This is a genomic window from Gallaecimonas xiamenensis 3-C-1 (assembly GCF_000299915.1).
GTDB classification, from domain to species: Bacteria; Pseudomonadota; Gammaproteobacteria; order Enterobacterales; family Gallaecimonadaceae; genus Gallaecimonas; species Gallaecimonas xiamenensis.
This window is the reverse complement of sequence record NZ_AMRI01000014.1, coordinates 71,778-88,891: the sequence shown is the minus strand read 5'-3', so window position 1 is coordinate 88,891 and position 17,114 is coordinate 71,778. Positions and strand designations below refer to the sequence as shown.

The 17,114-nt window shown below is 59.6% G+C and carries 16 protein-coding genes; 11 read left to right on the top strand and 5 right to left on the bottom strand.

Features of this window, described 5'->3' with window-relative positions:
- Window positions 1-22 precede the first annotated feature (22 nt).
- Window positions 23-1,387, top strand: a complete 1,365-nt coding sequence (gene radA, locus B3C1_RS11235; protein ID WP_008484912.1) for a DNA repair protein RadA — start codon at window positions 23-25, stop codon at window positions 1,385-1,387.
- 25 nt (window positions 1,388-1,412) lie between these two features.
- On the opposite strand, the gene B3C1_RS11230 is transcribed toward radA, so the two are convergent.
- The 3 genes from B3C1_RS11230 to ettA form a co-directional block, all read right to left on the bottom strand.
- Window positions 1,413-1,790 (bottom strand): PilZ domain-containing protein, encoded by a 378-nt coding sequence (locus B3C1_RS11230; RefSeq protein WP_008484911.1) that lies wholly within the window; start codon window positions 1,788-1,790, stop codon window positions 1,413-1,415.
- Window positions 1,784-2,149: a PilZ domain-containing protein gene (locus tag B3C1_RS20185; RefSeq protein ID WP_008484910.1), complete on the bottom strand. Its 366-nt coding sequence runs from the start codon at window positions 2,147-2,149 to the stop codon at window positions 1,784-1,786. Before B3C1_RS20185 ends, B3C1_RS11230 begins: the two co-directional genes overlap by 7 nt.
- Before the next feature lie 91 nt (window positions 2,150-2,240).
- Entirely contained in the window at window positions 2,241-3,905 is a 1,665-nt protein-coding gene (ettA, locus tag B3C1_RS11220; RefSeq protein WP_008484909.1) for an energy-dependent translational throttle protein EttA, read from the bottom strand.
- A gap of 159 nt (window positions 3,906-4,064) precedes the next feature.
- On the opposite strand from ettA, the gene glyA reads away from it, so the two are divergent.
- The 10 genes from glyA to B3C1_RS11170 all read left to right on the top strand — a co-directional run bounded on the left by glyA (window position 4,065) and on the right by B3C1_RS11170 (window position 13,215).
- Window positions 4,065-5,321 carry a serine hydroxymethyltransferase gene (gene glyA / locus B3C1_RS11215; protein ID WP_008484908.1) on the top strand — a complete coding sequence of 419 codons (1,257 nt, stop codon included), beginning with the start codon at window positions 4,065-4,067 and terminating at the stop codon, window positions 5,319-5,321.
- 69 nt (window positions 5,322-5,390) lie between these two features.
- Window positions 5,391-5,840: a transcriptional regulator NrdR gene (gene nrdR, locus B3C1_RS11210; protein ID WP_008484907.1), complete on the top strand. Its 450-nt coding sequence runs from the start codon at window positions 5,391-5,393 to the stop codon at window positions 5,838-5,840.
- Between the two features lie 8 nt (window positions 5,841-5,848).
- Window positions 5,849-6,919: a bifunctional diaminohydroxyphosphoribosylaminopyrimidine deaminase/5-amino-6-(5-phosphoribosylamino)uracil reductase RibD gene (gene ribD, locus B3C1_RS11205; protein WP_008484906.1), complete on the top strand. Its 1,071-nt coding sequence runs from the start codon at window positions 5,849-5,851 to the stop codon at window positions 6,917-6,919.
- On the top strand, window positions 6,919-7,569 hold the full coding sequence (locus B3C1_RS20180) for a riboflavin synthase (RefSeq protein ID WP_008484905.1): 651 nt from the start codon (window positions 6,919-6,921) through the stop codon (window positions 7,567-7,569). Before ribD ends, B3C1_RS20180 begins: the two co-directional genes overlap by 1 nt.
- A 9-nt stretch (window positions 7,570-7,578) precedes the next feature.
- Window positions 7,579-8,691: a bifunctional 3,4-dihydroxy-2-butanone-4-phosphate synthase/GTP cyclohydrolase II gene (gene ribBA / locus B3C1_RS20175; RefSeq protein WP_008484904.1), complete on the top strand. Its 1,113-nt coding sequence runs from the start codon at window positions 7,579-7,581 to the stop codon at window positions 8,689-8,691.
- A 77-nt stretch (window positions 8,692-8,768) separates the two neighbouring features.
- Window positions 8,769-9,239, top strand: coding sequence for a 6,7-dimethyl-8-ribityllumazine synthase (ribH, locus tag B3C1_RS11190; protein WP_008484903.1), 471 nt, complete (start codon window positions 8,769-8,771; stop codon window positions 9,237-9,239).
- Complete coding sequence (gene nusB, locus B3C1_RS11185; protein ID WP_008484902.1) at window positions 9,239-9,652, top strand: transcription antitermination factor NusB; 414 nt, start codon at window positions 9,239-9,241, stop codon at window positions 9,650-9,652. Before ribH ends, nusB begins: the two co-directional genes overlap by 1 nt.
- Window positions 9,653-9,702: 50 nt before the next feature.
- Complete coding sequence (thiL, locus tag B3C1_RS11180; protein ID WP_008484901.1) at window positions 9,703-10,671, top strand: thiamine-phosphate kinase; 969 nt, start codon at window positions 9,703-9,705, stop codon at window positions 10,669-10,671.
- Window positions 10,668-11,156 carry a phosphatidylglycerophosphatase A family protein gene (locus tag B3C1_RS11175; RefSeq protein WP_008484899.1) on the top strand — a complete coding sequence of 163 codons (489 nt, stop codon included), beginning with the start codon at window positions 10,668-10,670 and terminating at the stop codon, window positions 11,154-11,156. The genes thiL and B3C1_RS11175 overlap by 4 nt, the downstream gene beginning before the upstream one ends.
- A 94-nt stretch (window positions 11,157-11,250) precedes the next feature.
- On the top strand, window positions 11,251-13,215 hold the full coding sequence (locus B3C1_RS11170) for an alpha/beta hydrolase family protein (protein WP_008484898.1): 1,965 nt from the start codon (window positions 11,251-11,253) through the stop codon (window positions 13,213-13,215).
- Window positions 13,216-13,731: 516 nt separating this feature from the next.
- Here B3C1_RS11170 and B3C1_RS19410 read toward each other — a convergent pair.
- Window positions 13,732-15,078, bottom strand: coding sequence for a GGDEF domain-containing protein (locus tag B3C1_RS19410; protein WP_008484896.1), 1,347 nt, complete (start codon window positions 15,076-15,078; stop codon window positions 13,732-13,734).
- Between the two features lie 168 nt (window positions 15,079-15,246).
- On the bottom strand, window positions 15,247-17,109 hold the full coding sequence (gene dxs / locus B3C1_RS11155; RefSeq protein WP_008484895.1) for a 1-deoxy-D-xylulose-5-phosphate synthase: 1,863 nt from the start codon (window positions 17,107-17,109) through the stop codon (window positions 15,247-15,249).
- Window positions 17,110-17,114: the final 5 nt, after the last annotated feature.

Here is a 17,114-nt window from a genome sequence, read left to right as displayed (position 1 = left end):
CATTGTATTCGAGAGGCTGACCATGGTGAAACGCAAGACCTGCTACGTCTGTAGCGATTGTGGCGCCGACTTCCCCCGTTGGCAGGGCCAGTGCAGCGAGTGCGGGGCCTGGAATACCATCAGCGAAATGCGGGTTGCCCCCGCCCCTTCTGGGCCGGCCAGCCGCACCGGTTATGCCGGGGCCAGCACTGCCCAGGTCACTACCCTGGCGGACGTGGACCTGACCGATCTGCCCCGTATCCATAGCGGCTTTGGCGAGCTTGACCGGGTGCTGGGGGGCGGCATAGTGCCAGGCTCGGCGGTGCTGATCGGCGGCCATCCCGGCGCCGGCAAATCCACCTTGCTGCTGCAAACCATGTGCGCCCTGGCCGAACAGATGCCCACCCTCTATGTCACAGGGGAAGAGTCCTTGCAGCAGGTGGCCATGCGCGCCAACCGCCTGGGGCTGCCCACCGGCAAACTCAAGATGCTCACCGAGACCAGCATCGAGACCATCATGGCCATCGCCGAGCGGGAAAAACCCAAGGTGATGGTCATTGACTCCATCCAGGTGATGCACATGGCCGATATCCAGTCGGCCCCGGGCTCGGTGTCCCAGGTCCGGGAGTCGGCCGCTTACCTGACCCGCTTTGCCAAGCAGAACAACGTGGCCATCATCATGGTGGGCCACGTCACCAAAGACGGCACCCTGGCCGGCCCCAAGGTGCTGGAACACTGCATCGACTGCTCGATTCTACTGGAAGGGGACAGCGACTCGCGCTTTCGCACCCTGCGCGGCCAGAAGAACCGCTTTGGCGCCGTCAACGAGCTGGGGGTCTTTGCCATGACCGGCCAAGGCCTCAAGGAAGTGTCCAATCCGTCGGCTATCTTCCTGCAGCGAGCCGAAGAACAGGCCCCCGGTTCCATTGTCATGGTGATCTGGGAAGGCACCAGGCCGCTGCTGGTGGAATTGCAGGCCCTGGTGGATGCCTCTCCCCTCAATAACCCCAGGCGCATTGCCGTGGGGCTGGAGCAAAACCGCCTGTCGATGCTGCTGGCGGTGATGCACCGCCATGGTGGCCTGCAGATGTCCGATCAGGACGTGTTCGTCAACGTCGTCGGTGGGGTGCGGGTCAGTGAAACCAGCGCCGATCTGGCCATGCTGCTGGCCATGGTGTCGAGCTTTCGCAATAAGGTGCTGCCAAGGGATATGGTGATCTTCGGAGAAGTGGGCTTGTCCGGGGAAATTCGCCCGGTGCCCTCTGGCTCCGAGCGCCTTAACGAGGCAGCCAAACACGGTTTTACCCGTGCCATAGTGCCCAAGGCCAACCTGCCCAAGACCCTGCCCAAGGGTATGGAAGTGATAGGGGTCACCAAGTTGTCCGAGGCTTTGGAAGCGCTGATGTAAAAAAGCCGCCCTGGGGGCGGCTTTTTTAATGGTGCAGCTGATTGTCTATCAACTTGCCTAGGTTTCGCTCCAATAGTTCGGGGCTACCGAGATTGAGTTCCACCAGGCGGCGCAGCCGGCTGGCGGAGTCCAAGTCCATTTCGTTGACCAGCAAATGCAGGCGCCCGTCACTGGTGCCCACCAGGGTGCAGTGCAGCTTGATGTCGTCGCCAATGTCGTCCAGGGCTACCACCAGGGAGCACAGCTCGCCGATGCGGGCCGGCCATTCTTCCGGCTTGCGTACCAGGGCGCCTTTGAGCGACAGGTCCAGTACTTCTGTCGACCAACAGCTGGAGCCCAGGCAAAGGCTGGCCAGGCGGTCGACGGGGATCCGCGTAAAATCGCGGCGCTCGATGGTTACCATTGGTCCTCCCACAGGGTAAAACAGTCCCGGTAAAGCCAGTTGGTTGACCCCAGGTAAAGGGCTGCCATCCTTTTGAGATGACCGGACGAGTCGGGGCAAATGCTCAGGCATTCCACGCCCAGGCGACCTTCTTGCAGAAAGCGGATCTGGGTGTGCATAAGGATGAAAGCGTCTCCTTCGGGGAGGCGCAGGCTGAGGGTGGCGTGGTCGCCGATGAGCAGTTCCGAGGGTAGGGCGCCGCCGATCACGGCTCCCTGCAACGACAGGTCCAGAAGGGAAAAGTCCCAGCAGCGTTCGCCTTTGCAAAGGCGCACCGGGGTGTTGCCAACGAATTGGATGAAACGACTTCGCTCAACCATGGCTCGTTTCCGTTGAAGGTTGCCTTAGTATAGAAGCGACCAACAAAAATGCCGCCTGAAGGGCGGCATTTTTATCAGGCAAAGCCTTGGCTTAACCCAGTTTTTTGTACTTGATACGGTGCGGTTCCATGGCCTGAGCCCCGAACTTGGCCTTCATGTACTCTTCGTAGTCGGTGTAGCTGCCTTCGAAGAAGTTCACCTGGCCCTCGTCACGGTAGTCGAGGATATGGGTGGCCACCCGGTCAAGGAACCAACGGTCGTGCGAAATGACCATGGCGCAGCCGGGGAAGTCCAGCAGGGCGTTCTCCAGGGCGCGCAGGGTTTCGATGTCCAGATCGTTGGTGGGTTCGTCCAGCAGCAGGAAGTTGCCGCCTGATTGCAGCAGCTTGGCCAGGTGCAGACGGCCACGCTCACCACCGGACAGTTCGCCAACCCGCTTTTGCTGGTCGTTGCCACGGAAGTTAAAGCGGCCCACGTAGGCGCGGCTGGGGATCTCGATGTTGCCGACCTTGAGGATATCCTGGCCACCGGACACTTCGTCCCAGACGGTTTTCTTACCGTCCATGGCGTCGCGGAACTGGTCCACTGCCGCCACTTGCACGGTTTCACCCAGGGAGATAGTGCCGGAATCCGGGCTCTCGGTGCCTTGGATCATGCGGAACAGGGTGGACTTACCGGCGCCGTTGGGGCCGATGATGCCGACGATGGCACCCTTGGGCACGCTAAAGCTCAGATCGTCAATCAGTACCCTGTCGCCATAGCTCTTACGCAGGTTGGCCACTTCCAGCACCTTGTCACCCAGGCGTGGGCCAGGGGGAATAAAGAGCTCGTTGGTCTCGTTGCGCTTTTGGAAGTCCTGGTTTTGCAGTTCTTCAAAGCGGGCCATACGGGCCTTGGACTTGGCTTGGCGACCTTTGGGGTTCTGGCGCACCCACTCCAATTCCTTCTGGATGGACTTTTGGCGGGCTGCTTCGGATTTTTCTTCCTGCTCCAGGCGCTTTTCCTTCTGTTCAAGCCAAGAGGAATAGTTGCCTTCCCAGGGAATACCTTCGCCGCGGTCCAGTTCCAAGATCCAGCCGGCCACGTTATCCAGGAAGTAACGGTCGTGGGTAATGGCTACCACTGTGCCGGTGTAGTCGTGCAAGAAGCGCTCCAGCCAGGCCACGGACTCGGCGTCCAAGTGGTTGGTGGGTTCGTCCAGCAGCAGCATGTCAGGGCGGGACAGCAGCAGGCGGCACAGGGCCACGCGGCGGCGCTCACCACCGGACAGCTTGGTGACGTCCGCATCCCAGGCCGGCAGGCGCAGAGCCTCGGCGGCCCGCTCCAGGGTGTTGTCCAGGTTGTGACCGTCTTTGGCCTGGATGAGGTTTTCCAGCTCGCCCTGTTTCTTGGCCAGCTTGTCGAAATCCGCGTCCGGGTCGGCGTAGGCGGCGTAGACCTCGTCGAGCTGGCGCATGGCGTCGATGACGTCCTGCACTGCTTCTTCGACGTTGCCACGCACCGTCTTATTGGGATCCAGGTGCGGCTCCTGGGGCAGGTAGCCGACGTTGATACCGGGCTGGGGGCGGGCTTCGCCGTCGATTTCCTTGTCGATGCCTGCCATGATGCGCAGCAACGTGGATTTACCGGCACCGTTAAGGCCGAGTACGCCGATCTTGGCACCCGGGAAGAAGGACAATGAAATGTTCTTCAAAATGTACTTCTTGGGTGGTACGACCTTGCTCACCCGGCTCATGGTGTAGATGTACTGAGCCATAGGACTCTCTCTATTGAGGGTATTGATTGCGGCCTATTGTATCCCATCAAATGGCCCTTGCCAGCGATCCGGGATAGGAAACCGATTGCGTATCGGGGTAAAATACCGCCCACTTTTTCCTTATTGACGAACTGACGGCTAGTTAGCCCTGGAGAAACCATGCTGGATTCAAAACTGTCCATCGCCGAATTTGACCCCGAACTCTGGGAAGCCATGCAGCAGGAGGTGCGCCGCCAGGAGGAGCACGTCGAGCTGATCGCGTCCGAGAACTACACCTCTTCAAGGGTTATGGCCGCCCAGGGCTCCCAGCTGACCAATAAATACGCCGAAGGTTATCCCCACAAGCGTTACTACGGCGGCTGCGAATATGTGGACATCGCCGAAGAACTGGCCATCAACCGTGCCAAGGAACTGTTCGGCGCCGACTACGTCAACGTCCAGCCCCACTCCGGCTCCCAGGCCAACAGCGCCGTTTACATGGCTCTTTGTGAGCCGGGCGACACCGTGCTGGGCATGAGCCTGGCCCACGGTGGCCACCTGACCCACGGCGCCTCCGTCAGCTTCTCCGGCAAGATTTACAAGGCGGTGCAGTACGGCATCAACGAAGAAACCGGCCTTATCGACTACGAAGAAGTCCGTGCCCTGGCCAAGGAGCACCAGCCGAAGATGATCGTCGCCGGCTTCTCCGCCTATAGCCAAATCATCGACTGGGCCAAGTTCCGTGAAATCGCCGACGAAGTGGGTGCCTATTTGTTCGTAGACATGGCCCACGTGGCTGGCCTTATCGCCGCCGGGGTCTACCCGTCACCGCTGCCCCACGCCCATGTGGTCACCACCACCACCCACAAAACCCTGGCCGGTCCCCGTGGCGGTTTGATTCTTTCTGCCAGTGGTGACGAAGCGGTTTACAAGAAGCTGAACTCCGCCGTCTTCCCCGGCGGTCAGGGCGGCCCGCTGATGCACGTGATTGCCGCCAAAGCCGTGGCCTTCAAAGAAGCCCTGAGCCCCGAGTTCAAGGCCATGCAGCAGCAAGTGGTGAAAAACGCCAAGGCCATGGTCAAGGTGCTGCAAGAGCGCGGCTACAAAATTGTGTCCGGCGGCACCGAGAACCACCTGTTCCTGGTCGACCTCATCGACAAAGACATCACAGGTAAAGATGCCGACGCCGCCCTTGGCCGCGCCAACATCACCGTCAACAAGAACTCCGTGCCCAACGATCCCCGCTCGCCTTTCGTGACCTCAGGCCTGCGCCTGGGCACCCCGGCGGTCACCAGCCGTGGTTTCGGCGAAGCCGAAGTCACTGTCCTGGCCGGTTGGATCTGCGACGTGCTGGACAACATCAACGACGAAGCCACCATTGAGCGGGTTAAAGGCCAAGTGCTTGATCTTTGCCGCCGCTTCCCGGTTTACGGTTAATAAAAATCGCTGATTCGGGTATCCTTCACTGGCCGCGCAAGCGGCCAGTTTTCTTTGGGAGGCCCCTTAATGCATTGCCCTTTCTGTAGCGCCGACGACACCAAGGTGATTGACTCACGGCTGGGGGCCGGCGCCCACCAGGTACGCCGTCGCCGCGAATGCCTGGCCTGTCACGAGCGTTTTACCACTTTTGAAACCGCCGAACTGGTGATGCCCAGGGTCATCAAGCGCGACGGCATCCGGGTGCCCTTCGACGAGGTGAAGCTGCGCGGCGGCATCATGCGGGCCCTGGAAAAACGCCCGGTGCCAGCCGAGAAGGTCGAGCAGGCCATCAACAAAATTCAAAGCACCCTGCGCGCCACCGGCGAGCGGGAAATAGGCTCCGGCATGATAGGGGAACTGGTCATGGACGCCCTCAAGGGCCTGGATAAAGTGGCCTATATCCGCTTTGCTTCGGTGTACCGCAGTTTCGAAGACGTCAAGGAATTCGGCGAGGCCATCGCCCGCCTGGAAGATTGAGTCTCAAGATGACAGATGCCCAATGGATGGCCCGTGCCATCAAACTGGCGGCCCAGGGCCGCTACACCACCGAACCCAACCCCGCTGTCGGCTGCGTTATCGTCAAGAACGGCGAGTTGGTGGGGGAAGGCTGGCACCAGCAGGCCGGTACTGCGCACGCCGAGGTACACGCCCTTAATATGGCCGGTGAGCGTGCCCGTGGTGCCACCGCCTATGTGACCCTGGAGCCCTGCGCTCATTATGGCCGCACCCCGCCGTGCGCCGAGGCCCTGGTCAAAGCCGGGGTGGCCAAGGTGATTGCCGCCATGGTGGACCCCAATCCCCAGGTGGCGGGCAAGGGCCTGAAAATTCTCGAAGACGCCGGCATTGCCACCCAGCATGGCCTCTTGGAAGCCGACGCCAGGGCCCTAAACCCGGGCTTTATCAAGAAGATGGAAACCGGCCTGCCGCTGGTGCGCATGAAGCTGGCGGCCAGCCTCGATGGCCGCACCGCCCTTAAAAACGGCCAGTCCAAGTGGATAACGGGGCCCGATGCCCGGGCCGACGTGCAGCGCCTGCGGGCCATGAGCGGCGCCATCATTACCGGCGCCGGTACAGTGCTTGTCGACGAGCCGTCCCTTAACGTACGGCAAAGCCAATTCCCTGACCCTTACCCGCTGCCCGAGCTGCGCCAGCCCTTGCGGGTGGTGCTGGACAGGCGCCAGCGTTTGGGATCCGATAACGGCTTTTTCCAGGTACCGACCCCGGCCTGGGTGGTCAGCCACCATAACGACCACCGGGATTTTCCCGACCATGTGGAAAGGTTGCGCCTGGGGGAGAAGGACTTTCTCAAGACCCTTTTGAAGAAGCTGCCGGTGAACTCGGTGCTGGTGGAAGCCGGTGCCGAGCTGAGCGGCGCCTTCCTGGCGGAAGGCCTGGTGGACGAACTGGTGCTCTACCTGGCCCCCACCCTGATGGGGGATGTCAGCCGTGGCCTGCTGGCGTTGCCGGTCTTTAGCGACATGGCCCAGGCGCCGCGCTTTACAATCAAAGATGTACGTCGGGTAGGGGACGATCTCCGCCTGACCCTGGAGGTGTGATGTTTACCGGTATTATCGAAGCGGTAGGCAAGGTGGCCAGCATCAAGGCCAGCGGTGGCGACGCCACGGTGCGTATTGCCAGCGGCAAGTTGGATCTTGGGGACGTCAAACTGGGGGACTCCATTGCCACCAACGGCGTCTGTTTGACGGTGACCGAACTGCATGGCGACGGCTACAGTGCCGATGTCTCCGGCGAGACCCTCAAACGCACCGGCTTTGCCAAGCTCAAGGCCGGCAGCCCGGTAAACCTTGAGAAGGCGCTGCTGCCCAGCACCCGCCTGGGGGGGCACCTGGTGTCCGGCCATGTGGACGGGGTGGCCGAAATTGAAAGCCGCCACAACACCGGCCGGGCCATCGAATTCTGGGTTAAGGCGCCGCCGGCCCTTGGCCGCTATATCGCCGAGAAAGGTTCGGTGACCATGGACGGCATCAGCCTCACCGTCAACGCCGTTGAAGGGGCGCGCTTCATGCTGACCATAGTGCCCCACACCCAGGGGGAGACCACCATCAAGGACTGGCAGCCCGGCAGCCAGGTCAACCTTGAAGTGGATCTGCTGGCCCGTTACGTAGAACGGTTACTGGCCCCGAGCCTGGACAAAACAGAAACGGTTACACTGGACTTGTTAGCCCGTAGCGGCTTTTTGAAATAAGGACTGAGCATGGCCCTGTCACCCATCAAAGACATCATCGACGATATCCGTGCCGGCAAGATGGTCATCCTTATGGATGACGAAGACAGAGAGAACGAAGGGGATCTCATCGTGGCCGCCGAAAAGGTCACTCCCGAGATCATCAACTTCATGGCCACCCACGGCCGCGGCCTTATCTGCCTGACCATGACCCGCGACCGCTGCCAGCGCCTGAATCTGCCGTTGATGGCCAAGGATAACAACGCCCAGTTCGGCACCGCCTTTACCGTTTCCATCGAGGCGGCCGAAGGGGTCACCACCGGGATCAGCGCCGCCGACCGGGCCCGCACCGTGCAGGCCGCCGTGGCTAAGGACGCGGTGGCAGCCGATGTGGTGCAGCCGGGGCACATCTTCCCGATCATGGCCCAGGACGGCGGCGTGCTGACCCGCGCCGGCCACACCGAAGCCGGCTGCGACCTGGCCCGCCTGGCCGGCTTTGAGGCGTCCGGGGTTATTGTCGAGATCCTCAACGAAGATGGCACCATGGCCCGCCGCCCCCAGCTGGAAGTCTTTGGTGAGAAGCACGGCATCAAGGTGGGCACCATTGCCGACCTTATCGAATACCGCTCCTTGCATGAGACCACCATAGAGCGCATCACCCAGTGCAAGCTGCCGACCCTGTACGGCGACTTTGACCTGTTTACCTACCGCGACACTATCGACGGCCGCCTGCATTTCGCCCTGAAAAAGGGCGAGGTGTCAGAGGCGACCCCGACCCTGGTGCGGGTGCATCTGCATAACCGCCTGACCGACCTGCTGCTGTCTGACCGCAGCGTGTCCCGCAGCTGGCCTTTGTACAAGGCCATGGAGCGGATCGGCAAAGAAGGTGGGGTGCTGGTGCTGCTGGGCTCGGAAGAGAGCGACAGCGATCTGGTGAGAAAGCTGCTGCACTTTGCCGCCCAGGACTGCGGCCAGGAGCCGCAACCGGCTCAGTGGAGCGGCACCAGCCGCCGGGTGGGGGTAGGGTCACAGATCTTGGCCGACCTGGGGGTGGCCAAAATGCGGCTGCTGTCCAGCTCCGACAAGCGCTACCACGCCTTGGGAGGATTCGGCCTGGAAGTGGTGGAATACGTCGCCGAATAAGGGGCCTTGTAAGCAGTAGGCCATTGTCAGGCGCTGTGCTACCATAGCGCCGTTTTTCTCGGGTCAAGAGTCACGCTATGAAGATCATTGAAGGCGGTTTTGCGGCCCCCACGCACAAATTTGCGCTGGTGGTGTCCCGTTTTAACAGCTTTATCGTCGATTCCCTGGTGGACGGCGCTATCGACGCACTGAAACGTCACGGCCAGGTGCCGGACGAGCACATCACCATAGTGCGTGTGCCCGGTGCGGTAGAGCTGCCTTTGGCTGCCAAGAAAGTGGCTGCCAGCAAAAAATACGACGCCATCATTTCCCTGGGCGCCGTGATCCGTGGCGGTACTCCCCACTTTGACTACGTCTGCTCCGAGTGCAACAAGGGCCTGGCTTCCGTAGCCATGGACTACGACATTCCCGTTGCCTTCGGTGTCCTGACCACCGACACCATAGAGCAGGCCATCGAGCGTGCTGGTACCAAGGCCGGTAACAAGGGCGCCGAAGCGGCCCTGTCCGCCCTGGAAATGGTCAACGTCATAGACGCCCTGGAGGGTTGATGAAACCGGCATTTCGTCGCAAAGCGCGCCGCCTGGCGCTGCAAGCCCTGTACCAGTGGCAGATGACCAACGATCCCATCGCCGATGTGGAGCACCAGTTCCTGACCGAGCAGGACATGAACGAAGTGGACGTGGATTACTTCCGCGACCTTATCGTCGGCGTTGCCACCCACACCGATGAGCTGGACACCATCCTCACCCGCTATGTCAGCCGCCCGCTGGATGACGTAGATCTGGTGGAAAAGGCCGCCCTGCGCCTGGGTCTTTACGAGCTGACCCGCCGCAAGGACGTGCCTTACAAGGTGGCCCTGAATGAGGCCATCGAACTGGCCAAGACCTTCGCCGCCGAGGACAGCCACAAGTTCGTCAACGGCGTACTGGACAAGTTTATCCGGGACCAGCAGGGCAAATGAGCCTGTGAGGAACCGTACGGAGGGCCAGCAGCAATGCTGGCTTTTTATTGATGGCAAGCCGTGAATTCTCGTTGATCGACAACTACTTCAAAGGCAAAGGCCACCAACGCAAGGATGTGGTGTTGGGCATTGGCGACGATTGCGCCCTGCTCAGCGTCAATGACAATACCCTGCTGGCGGTCACCACCGACACCCTGGTCAGCGGTGTTCATTTCCTGGCGGATATGGACCCCAGGGCCATTGGCCACAAGGCGGTGGCAGTGAACCTGTCGGACTTGGCGGCCATGGGCGCCGACCAGGCTTGGCTGTCCCTGGCCCTGACCCTGCCGGACGCCAACGACAAGTGGCTGGCGGAATTCGCCGGTGCCGTCATTGAAGTCTGCGACTATTACGGTGTGACCCTGGTGGGTGGCGATACCACCCGTGGCCCCCTGTCGGTGACCATCACCGCCCAAGGAAAAATCCCCGCCGGCAAGCAACTGACTCGCAGCGGTGCCAAGCCCGGCGACTGGCTCTATGTCACCGGCTCTTTGGGGGACGCCGGCCTGGGGCTGGCCCTGCTCCAAGGCCGGGAAGAGGCCAGCAGCGATCACCGCGAATATCTGATCAACCGCCACTGCTACCCCACCCCCAGGCTGCTGGCCGGCCAGGCCCTGCGCGGCGTGGCCTCCAGCGCTATCGATATCTCCGACGGCCTAGCCTCGGACCTTGGCCATATCCTCAAGGCCAGCCATTGCGGTGCCAACCTGTTCCTGGACAAATTGCCCTTGAGCCAGGCTCTGCTGGGCACGGTATCTTTGGAAGCGGCCTGGCATTATGCCCTGGGCGCCGGTGACGACTACGAGCTGCTCTTTACCGTGCCAGAGGCCCAAAAAGGCGCCTTGGACACGGCGCTTGCCCACTGCGGCGTCAAGCACAGCTGCGTCGGCCAGTTGCGTGGTGGGGAAGGCATCAGTTACCTCAATCACGGCCAAACAGTGGATCTCAATGTCTGCGGGTACGAGCACAACTGGTCATGAGTGACAGCAACAATCCGGTAAAACGCCTCAGCCTGACAAACCCCTGGCATTTCCTGGCCCTGGGCTTTGGCTCTGGACTGGCCCCCAAGGCCCCTGGCACCTTTGGCAGCCTGGCGGCCATCCCGCTTTTTTTGCTGCTAAGCCCCTTGCCCTGGCTGGCCTACCTGGCACTGACCCTGCTGGCTATTGTCGGCGGCGTTTACATCTGTGCCCGGGCCAGCCGCGACATGGGCGTGCACGACCACAGCGCCATCGTCTGGGACGAAGTGGCCGGCATGCTGATCACCCTCTTTATGGTGCCCCTGACCTGGCAATGGCTGCTGGCAGGCTTTGCGCTGTTCCGCTTTTTCGACATCCTCAAACCCTGGCCCATCAGCTGGTGTGACAAGCACCTGCACGGCGGCTTTGGCATCATGATCGACGACGTCCTGGCCGGCGTATTCGCCTTTGCCTGCCTGCAGGGGTTGTTGGCCTGGCTGGGCTGAGCACTTTCCTTTAATTGTTAAATGTGTTATCTCTAATGTTTTCAAGTTGTTGAAATTATTGACTTGATTAGAGTTTAACAAAAGGAATGTTCAGATGGACCTGTACCGACTGTTGGTGCCCGCCCTGGCTTGTGTAGTCAGTGTTGGCCCAGTCCCCGCTTTTGCCACCTCCCTCGATGATGAGCTAATTAACCAGCTATCCGCCCGATCGCCTCTACAGGAGGCCAAGATATCTCCAGATGGCAATTATTTGGCTCTTGCCGTCGTCGATAATGATGAGCGCACGATCAAAGTTGCCGCCACTAAGGACATGAAGTTTATCGGCGGTGTACGCCTTGGTGGAGCCAAGGAATTTGGCAGTTTTTACTGGGCCAATGATGAGCGTCTCGTTGCCAAGGTAATGCAAAAGCTGAGTTGGCAAGAAGAGCCTGTCTACTATGGAGAGTTGTTTGCGTTCAACTGGGATGGCAGGAAAGGCAAAATGATATACGGCTACAGTGCCGGGGAAGGTGAGACAGGAAGTCATATAAAGCGTACTCAGAGTACGGATGGCTGGGCCAGTTTTATTGATCCTCTACCCAATGATCCCAAGCATATATTGATTGCATCGCAACCCATGAGCGGTGATCAGGGCAGTCTTGCTCGGGTTGTAAAATTAGATATTTACCGAGGTCTAGAAAGGAGTATTAACATCATGGCCCCGGTAGCGGATGCGGGGTTCTTATTGCGTCCGGACCAATCTGTCGGTGCTGCATATGGGTCTGACAGGAATGCAAACTTCCAGGTGTACTTGCGTCAAGAGGGTAAAGAGCCTTGGAAACCGCTGGCTGCTGAAGATGTTGCGCCTTTGGGTTTCGATAATAGCGGTAAAGCTCTTTATGTGCTGCGTGGAGAGAATGGCGGCCCACTAGGTCTGTACAAATACGAATTGGACCAAGAGAAATTTAAGAAACTTTACGTCGATCCCGTGTCCAATGTTACGGGAGTCCTGACGTCCCAAGATGATCATTTGGTCTATGGGCTTAAGGTAGAGGATGGCTTACCATCTTATCTGATGGTCAACGGTAAGCATCCGGAAGCGATAGCTTTCAAAGAGCTACTGGCTGCTTTCCCTGGAACTGACCTAACTATCACCAGTTCAACTCCTGATGGCAGTAAATACGTATTTTTGACGGAAACGGATACTGATCCCGGTTCTTTGTATCTATTTGACCAAGAAAAACTTAGCGTTACCCAGCTATTTTCTTTTTACGCCAATCTTGACCGTAAAACCTTGATGCCATCTGAACCTTTCAGCTTCAAGTCATCCGATGGTTTGACGCTGCACGGGTACTACACGCCGCCAAGACCTGATCGGGCCGGTAAACATCACAAGCTGGTAGTCTTGGTCCATGGCGGTCCTCATGGGATCAGAGACCACTGGGCCTTCGACCGTGATGTTCATATCCTTTCCCAGCATGGTTACGCAGTATTGCGCGTCAACTACCGGGGCTCTGGAGGTTACGGTACAACCTTCCTGGAGGCCGGTTATCGTCATTGGGGTGACTTGATCCAGCAGGATATTGCCGAGGCTGTAGATTGGGCCATTCGAGAGAAGAATATCGCCAAGGAAAAGGTGTGCATCATGGGTGGCAGTTTTGGTGGTTACTCGGCAGTGATGAGTGCGATTACTTATCCTGACAAGTATCACTGTGCAGTGGCCAATGCAGGCATTTATGACTTACCCCTGATGAAGGAAGAAGGAGAAATTCCAGAGTTTTATAATGGTGAGGCCTACTTGGAGAAGGCCTTGGGAATGGACGAGGCTCAGTTGCGGGCATTTTCTCCGGCTGCCCAAGCTGCGCGCCTTCAAGTGCCGCTGCTGTTGACCCACGGGACGCAGGACAAGCGGGCTCCTATCGAGCAGTATGAAGCGCTGGCTGCCGCCCTTAAGGCTGCTAAAAAGCCTTTTGAGAGCCTGGTACTGGATAAGGAAGGCCATGGCTTTCGCGATCCTGAAAACCGTGCGCTCTACTACCGTACCGTGCTGACTTTCCTGAACCAACAGCTCGGTGACTAACAAAAGGTAGCCATGGCCCTTTGGCCTCCCAAAGCCCCGCATAGCGGGGCTTTTTTTGGGCTTAGTTCAACCTGGTTTCGATACCGGTTTGGATGCTGACGCTGTCTCGCCTCAATTCGACCAGGAACTCCTGCAAAATCGCGCTTGATGAACTCGTCGGATAGGTCTGACAGTGTCGTAGGTATGATGGGGCAATGCTAAACAGCAGCTCGGCAAGGCCGACTTTCGATGGTAAAGGCTGCCTCGTGGGTAACGGCGTGCTGCTCGCCACGGCGGCGTCGAAGTATTGGCTGGGATATTGGAAATACACCATACCGGAGTCTTGGTGCATGGCTGGGAAAAATGGCCATCCGCTTGGGGACTGTGCCGAAGATGTAGGTGGAAGTTGGCTACCGCCTTTGGACTTAGCTAAACCGTCCTTGCTGGAGTCGAACTTGGGCACCCCGTGCCAACCGGTGGGGGGATTTTTGGCGGGGATGTGGCCTTCTGCTGCCTGCAGGGGCTGATTTACTTCCTCTAGCTGGCCAGGCGGGCTTCGCTAACCTTGTTACGACCCAGGTCTTTGGCCGCATAAAGGGCGATATCGGCGCGGCGCAACAAGTCGCTGATGTTCTCTTGGGCGGTCAACTGGGCGCATCCAACCGAAATGGTAAGGCTCAATCCTGGAGCAAGGTCATGCAGATCCTGCTGGGCCACCAGTTGGCGCAGCTTCTCGGCAACCTGGAATGCCTTGTTTAAAGGCGTATCGGGCAATAACACCACAAACTCTTCTCCTCCCCAGCGCGCGACTGTGTCCTGGGCTCGGCAATGCCGACGCAGCAGCGACGCCAGTTGTTGCAACACCAGGTCTCCGACCGGATGGCCGAAGTTGTCATTGATCTGCTTGAAATGGTCGGCATCTACCACCAGCACCGACAGGGGGTAGCGGTGACGACGGCTGCGGGCCAGCTCGGTTTCGGCCCGTCTTTCCAGGGCGTAACGATTGAAGCTGGCGGTCAGTGGGTCGCGCGTGGCCATCAATTCCATCTGCCTGTGGTAACTGCGCCTTTCCTTGTCCATGGTCTCGTAAAGAATGGCCGAAACAGCGATCAGCAGGGCACTGGCCTGGCTGACGGCGACGATCAGCATGCCAAAGGAGAGATCCGGGGCTCGATCGGCCGTTTTCACCAGCAGCAGTCCGATGAGGAAGGGGGTAACCATGCCGACCACCAGTTGCAGCCGGGCTATCTTGCCCCCGGTCCAGGGGCTGAGCAATGCCCTTAGACCTCCCCTATTGGCGGTGCGTACCAGGATGGCCAGGCTCATGGGGGTGACCATCATCATGGTGGTGAGGGACATTTCCCCGTAGAAGTGGCTAAGGCCGAAGGCATAGCCCGTCAAGGCAACCTGGGCGACGGCAAAAGCCAGGGTCGACAGCAGCTGTGCCCACTTGGGATGGTAGAGCTGGTAGCTGAGGATGGCGCTGGCGATAAGCCATTGGCAAAGCGCGGTATGTACCCCCAGGGCAACGGGGTGGCCGCTTTCATTGATAAGGGCCAGGGAGCGGGTAAAGGGGGTCAGGGCCTGCAACAGTGCCTGGCTGGCGTCAGGCATTAGAAGACGGCTCAGCATCAGCAGCCAAACAGGCAACGCCAGTACCAGGCTTGGTAAACGATGGTGGTAGAGCAGCATGGATGCTGCCAGTAGGATTATCCCCAGGGCTGATAGGGGGTGAGAGCCGGGACCCAAGGGCTCTGGCCTGATAAGTACTGTTATCTCAAGTGGATAGGACAGCAGGACAAGCAGGCCACTGGCCAAGGCCAATATGGCAAGGGGCACCGTCAATGCCAGGGCCAGTCGGATAAGGGGATAGCGGCGGTACATGGGCGTCCTATGCCAAAGGATCAATGGCTATCTTCCCGACATTAGCACAAGAGCAGCCACCTTTTGCTCAGCAAGAGTGCACCATAAGGTCCTAGATGAAGCTCCTGTTCATAAAGGCCAAGGTTAGAAGGCGTCACCATGAAAAAACCCCGCCGAGGCGGGGTTTGGTCAGGAAAGGCGCGTCTTTATGGCCTGGGTAATACCTGTGCTGTCCAGCCCCAGTTCGGCGAGGATCTCTTCCTGGCCGCCGTGTTTGATGAACTCGTCGGGCAGCCCCAGCATCAGCATCGGCTTGATGGCGTTGGCGCTGAGCAGGTACTCGGCCACGGCTGAGCCGGCGCCGCCTTTGATGACGTTGTCTTCCACCGTCACCAGCAGTTCGTGGCTGGCGGCTAGTTCTTTAAGAAGTTCCTCGTCCAGGGGTTTGACAAAGCGCATGTCCACCACTGTGGCGTCCAGGGCTTCACCGGCTTCCAAGGCGGCTGCCAGGAGGGTGCCAAAGGCGAGGATGGCCACCTTGCTGCCCTGGCGGCGTACCACGGCCTTGCCCAGGGGCAGCAGGCTGGGGGCGGAGTCCAGGGCAGCGCCAGTGGCGCTACCACGGGGGTAGCGCACTGCTGCAGGCAGATCCAACTGGTAGCCGGTGTGCAACATGTTACGGCACTCGTTCTCGTCGCTGGGCGCCATCACCACCAGGTTGGGTACAGAGCGCAGGTAGCTCAAATCGAAGGCACCCTGGTGAGTGGGGCCGTCGGCGCCCACCACACCGGCGCGGTCGATGGCGAACAGCACCGGCAGCTTCATGGTGGCCACATCGTGGATCAGCTGGTCGTAGGCCCGCTGCAGGAAACTGGAATAGATGGCCACCACAGGCTTGAGGCCTTCGATGGCAAAGCCGGCCGCCAGGGTAACGGCGTGCTGCTCGGCTATGGCGGCATCAAAGTACTGGCCGGGATAGTTCTGGCTGAAACGCACCATGCCGGAGCCTTCGCGCATGGCCGGGGTAATGGCCATCAGCTTGGGGTCGCTGGCGGCGGTGTCGCACAGCCAGTCGCCGAAGATGTTGGAGAAGGTCGGCTTGCCGCCCTTGGATTTGGGCAAACAGTCCTTGCTGGGGTCGAACTTGGGCACCCCATGGTAACCGATGGGGTCTTTTTCGGCAGGCTCGTAGCCTTTGCCTTTTTTGGTCATCACGTGCAGCAGCTGGGGGCCCTTGAGGTTGCGCATGTTGCGCAGGCAGTCCACCAGCCCTTCCACGTCATGGCCGTCGATGGGGCCTATGTAGTTGAAACCCAGCTCTTCAAAGAGGGTGCCGGGTACCACCATGCCCTTGAGGTGTTCCTCGGCACGCTTGGCCAGCTCCTTGATGGGGGGCAGGCCGGACAGTACCTTCTTGCCTCCTTCGCGGATGGAGGTATAGAGGCTGCCGGACAGCAGCCGCGCCATGTGTTTATTGAGTGCCCCGACGTTTTCCGAGATGGACATCTCGTTGTCATTGAGCACCACTACCATGTCCTTGCCCAGGTCACCGGCGTGGTTCATGGCCTCAAAAGCCATGCCGGCGGTTATGGCGCCGTCACCGATCACCGCCACCACCTTGCGGCCGGCCTCTTCCTTGTCAGCGGCGATGGCCATGCCAAGGGCCGCCGAGATGGAGGTAGAAGAGTGGCCCACCGACAACACGTCGTATTCGCTCTCTTCCCGCCAGGGGAAGGGATGCAGGCCGTTCTTCTGGCGAATGGAACCCATGCGATCGCGCCGACCTGTGAGGATCTTGTGGGGGTAGGCCTGGTGGCCCACATCCCAGATAAGGCGATCGAAGGGGGTCTGGTAGACATAGTGCAGGGCCACCGTCAGTTCGACGGCGCCCAGGCCAGATGCCAGGTGGCCAGAAGACTGGCTCACCGACTCGAGCAGATAGCGACGCAACTCATCAGCCACCTGGGGTAGCTGTTCCTGGGGCAGTTTACGCAGGGCCTCAGGCGAGGGGACGGCGCTTAACAAAGGGTAATTTTTATTATCAATGCTCATATGCA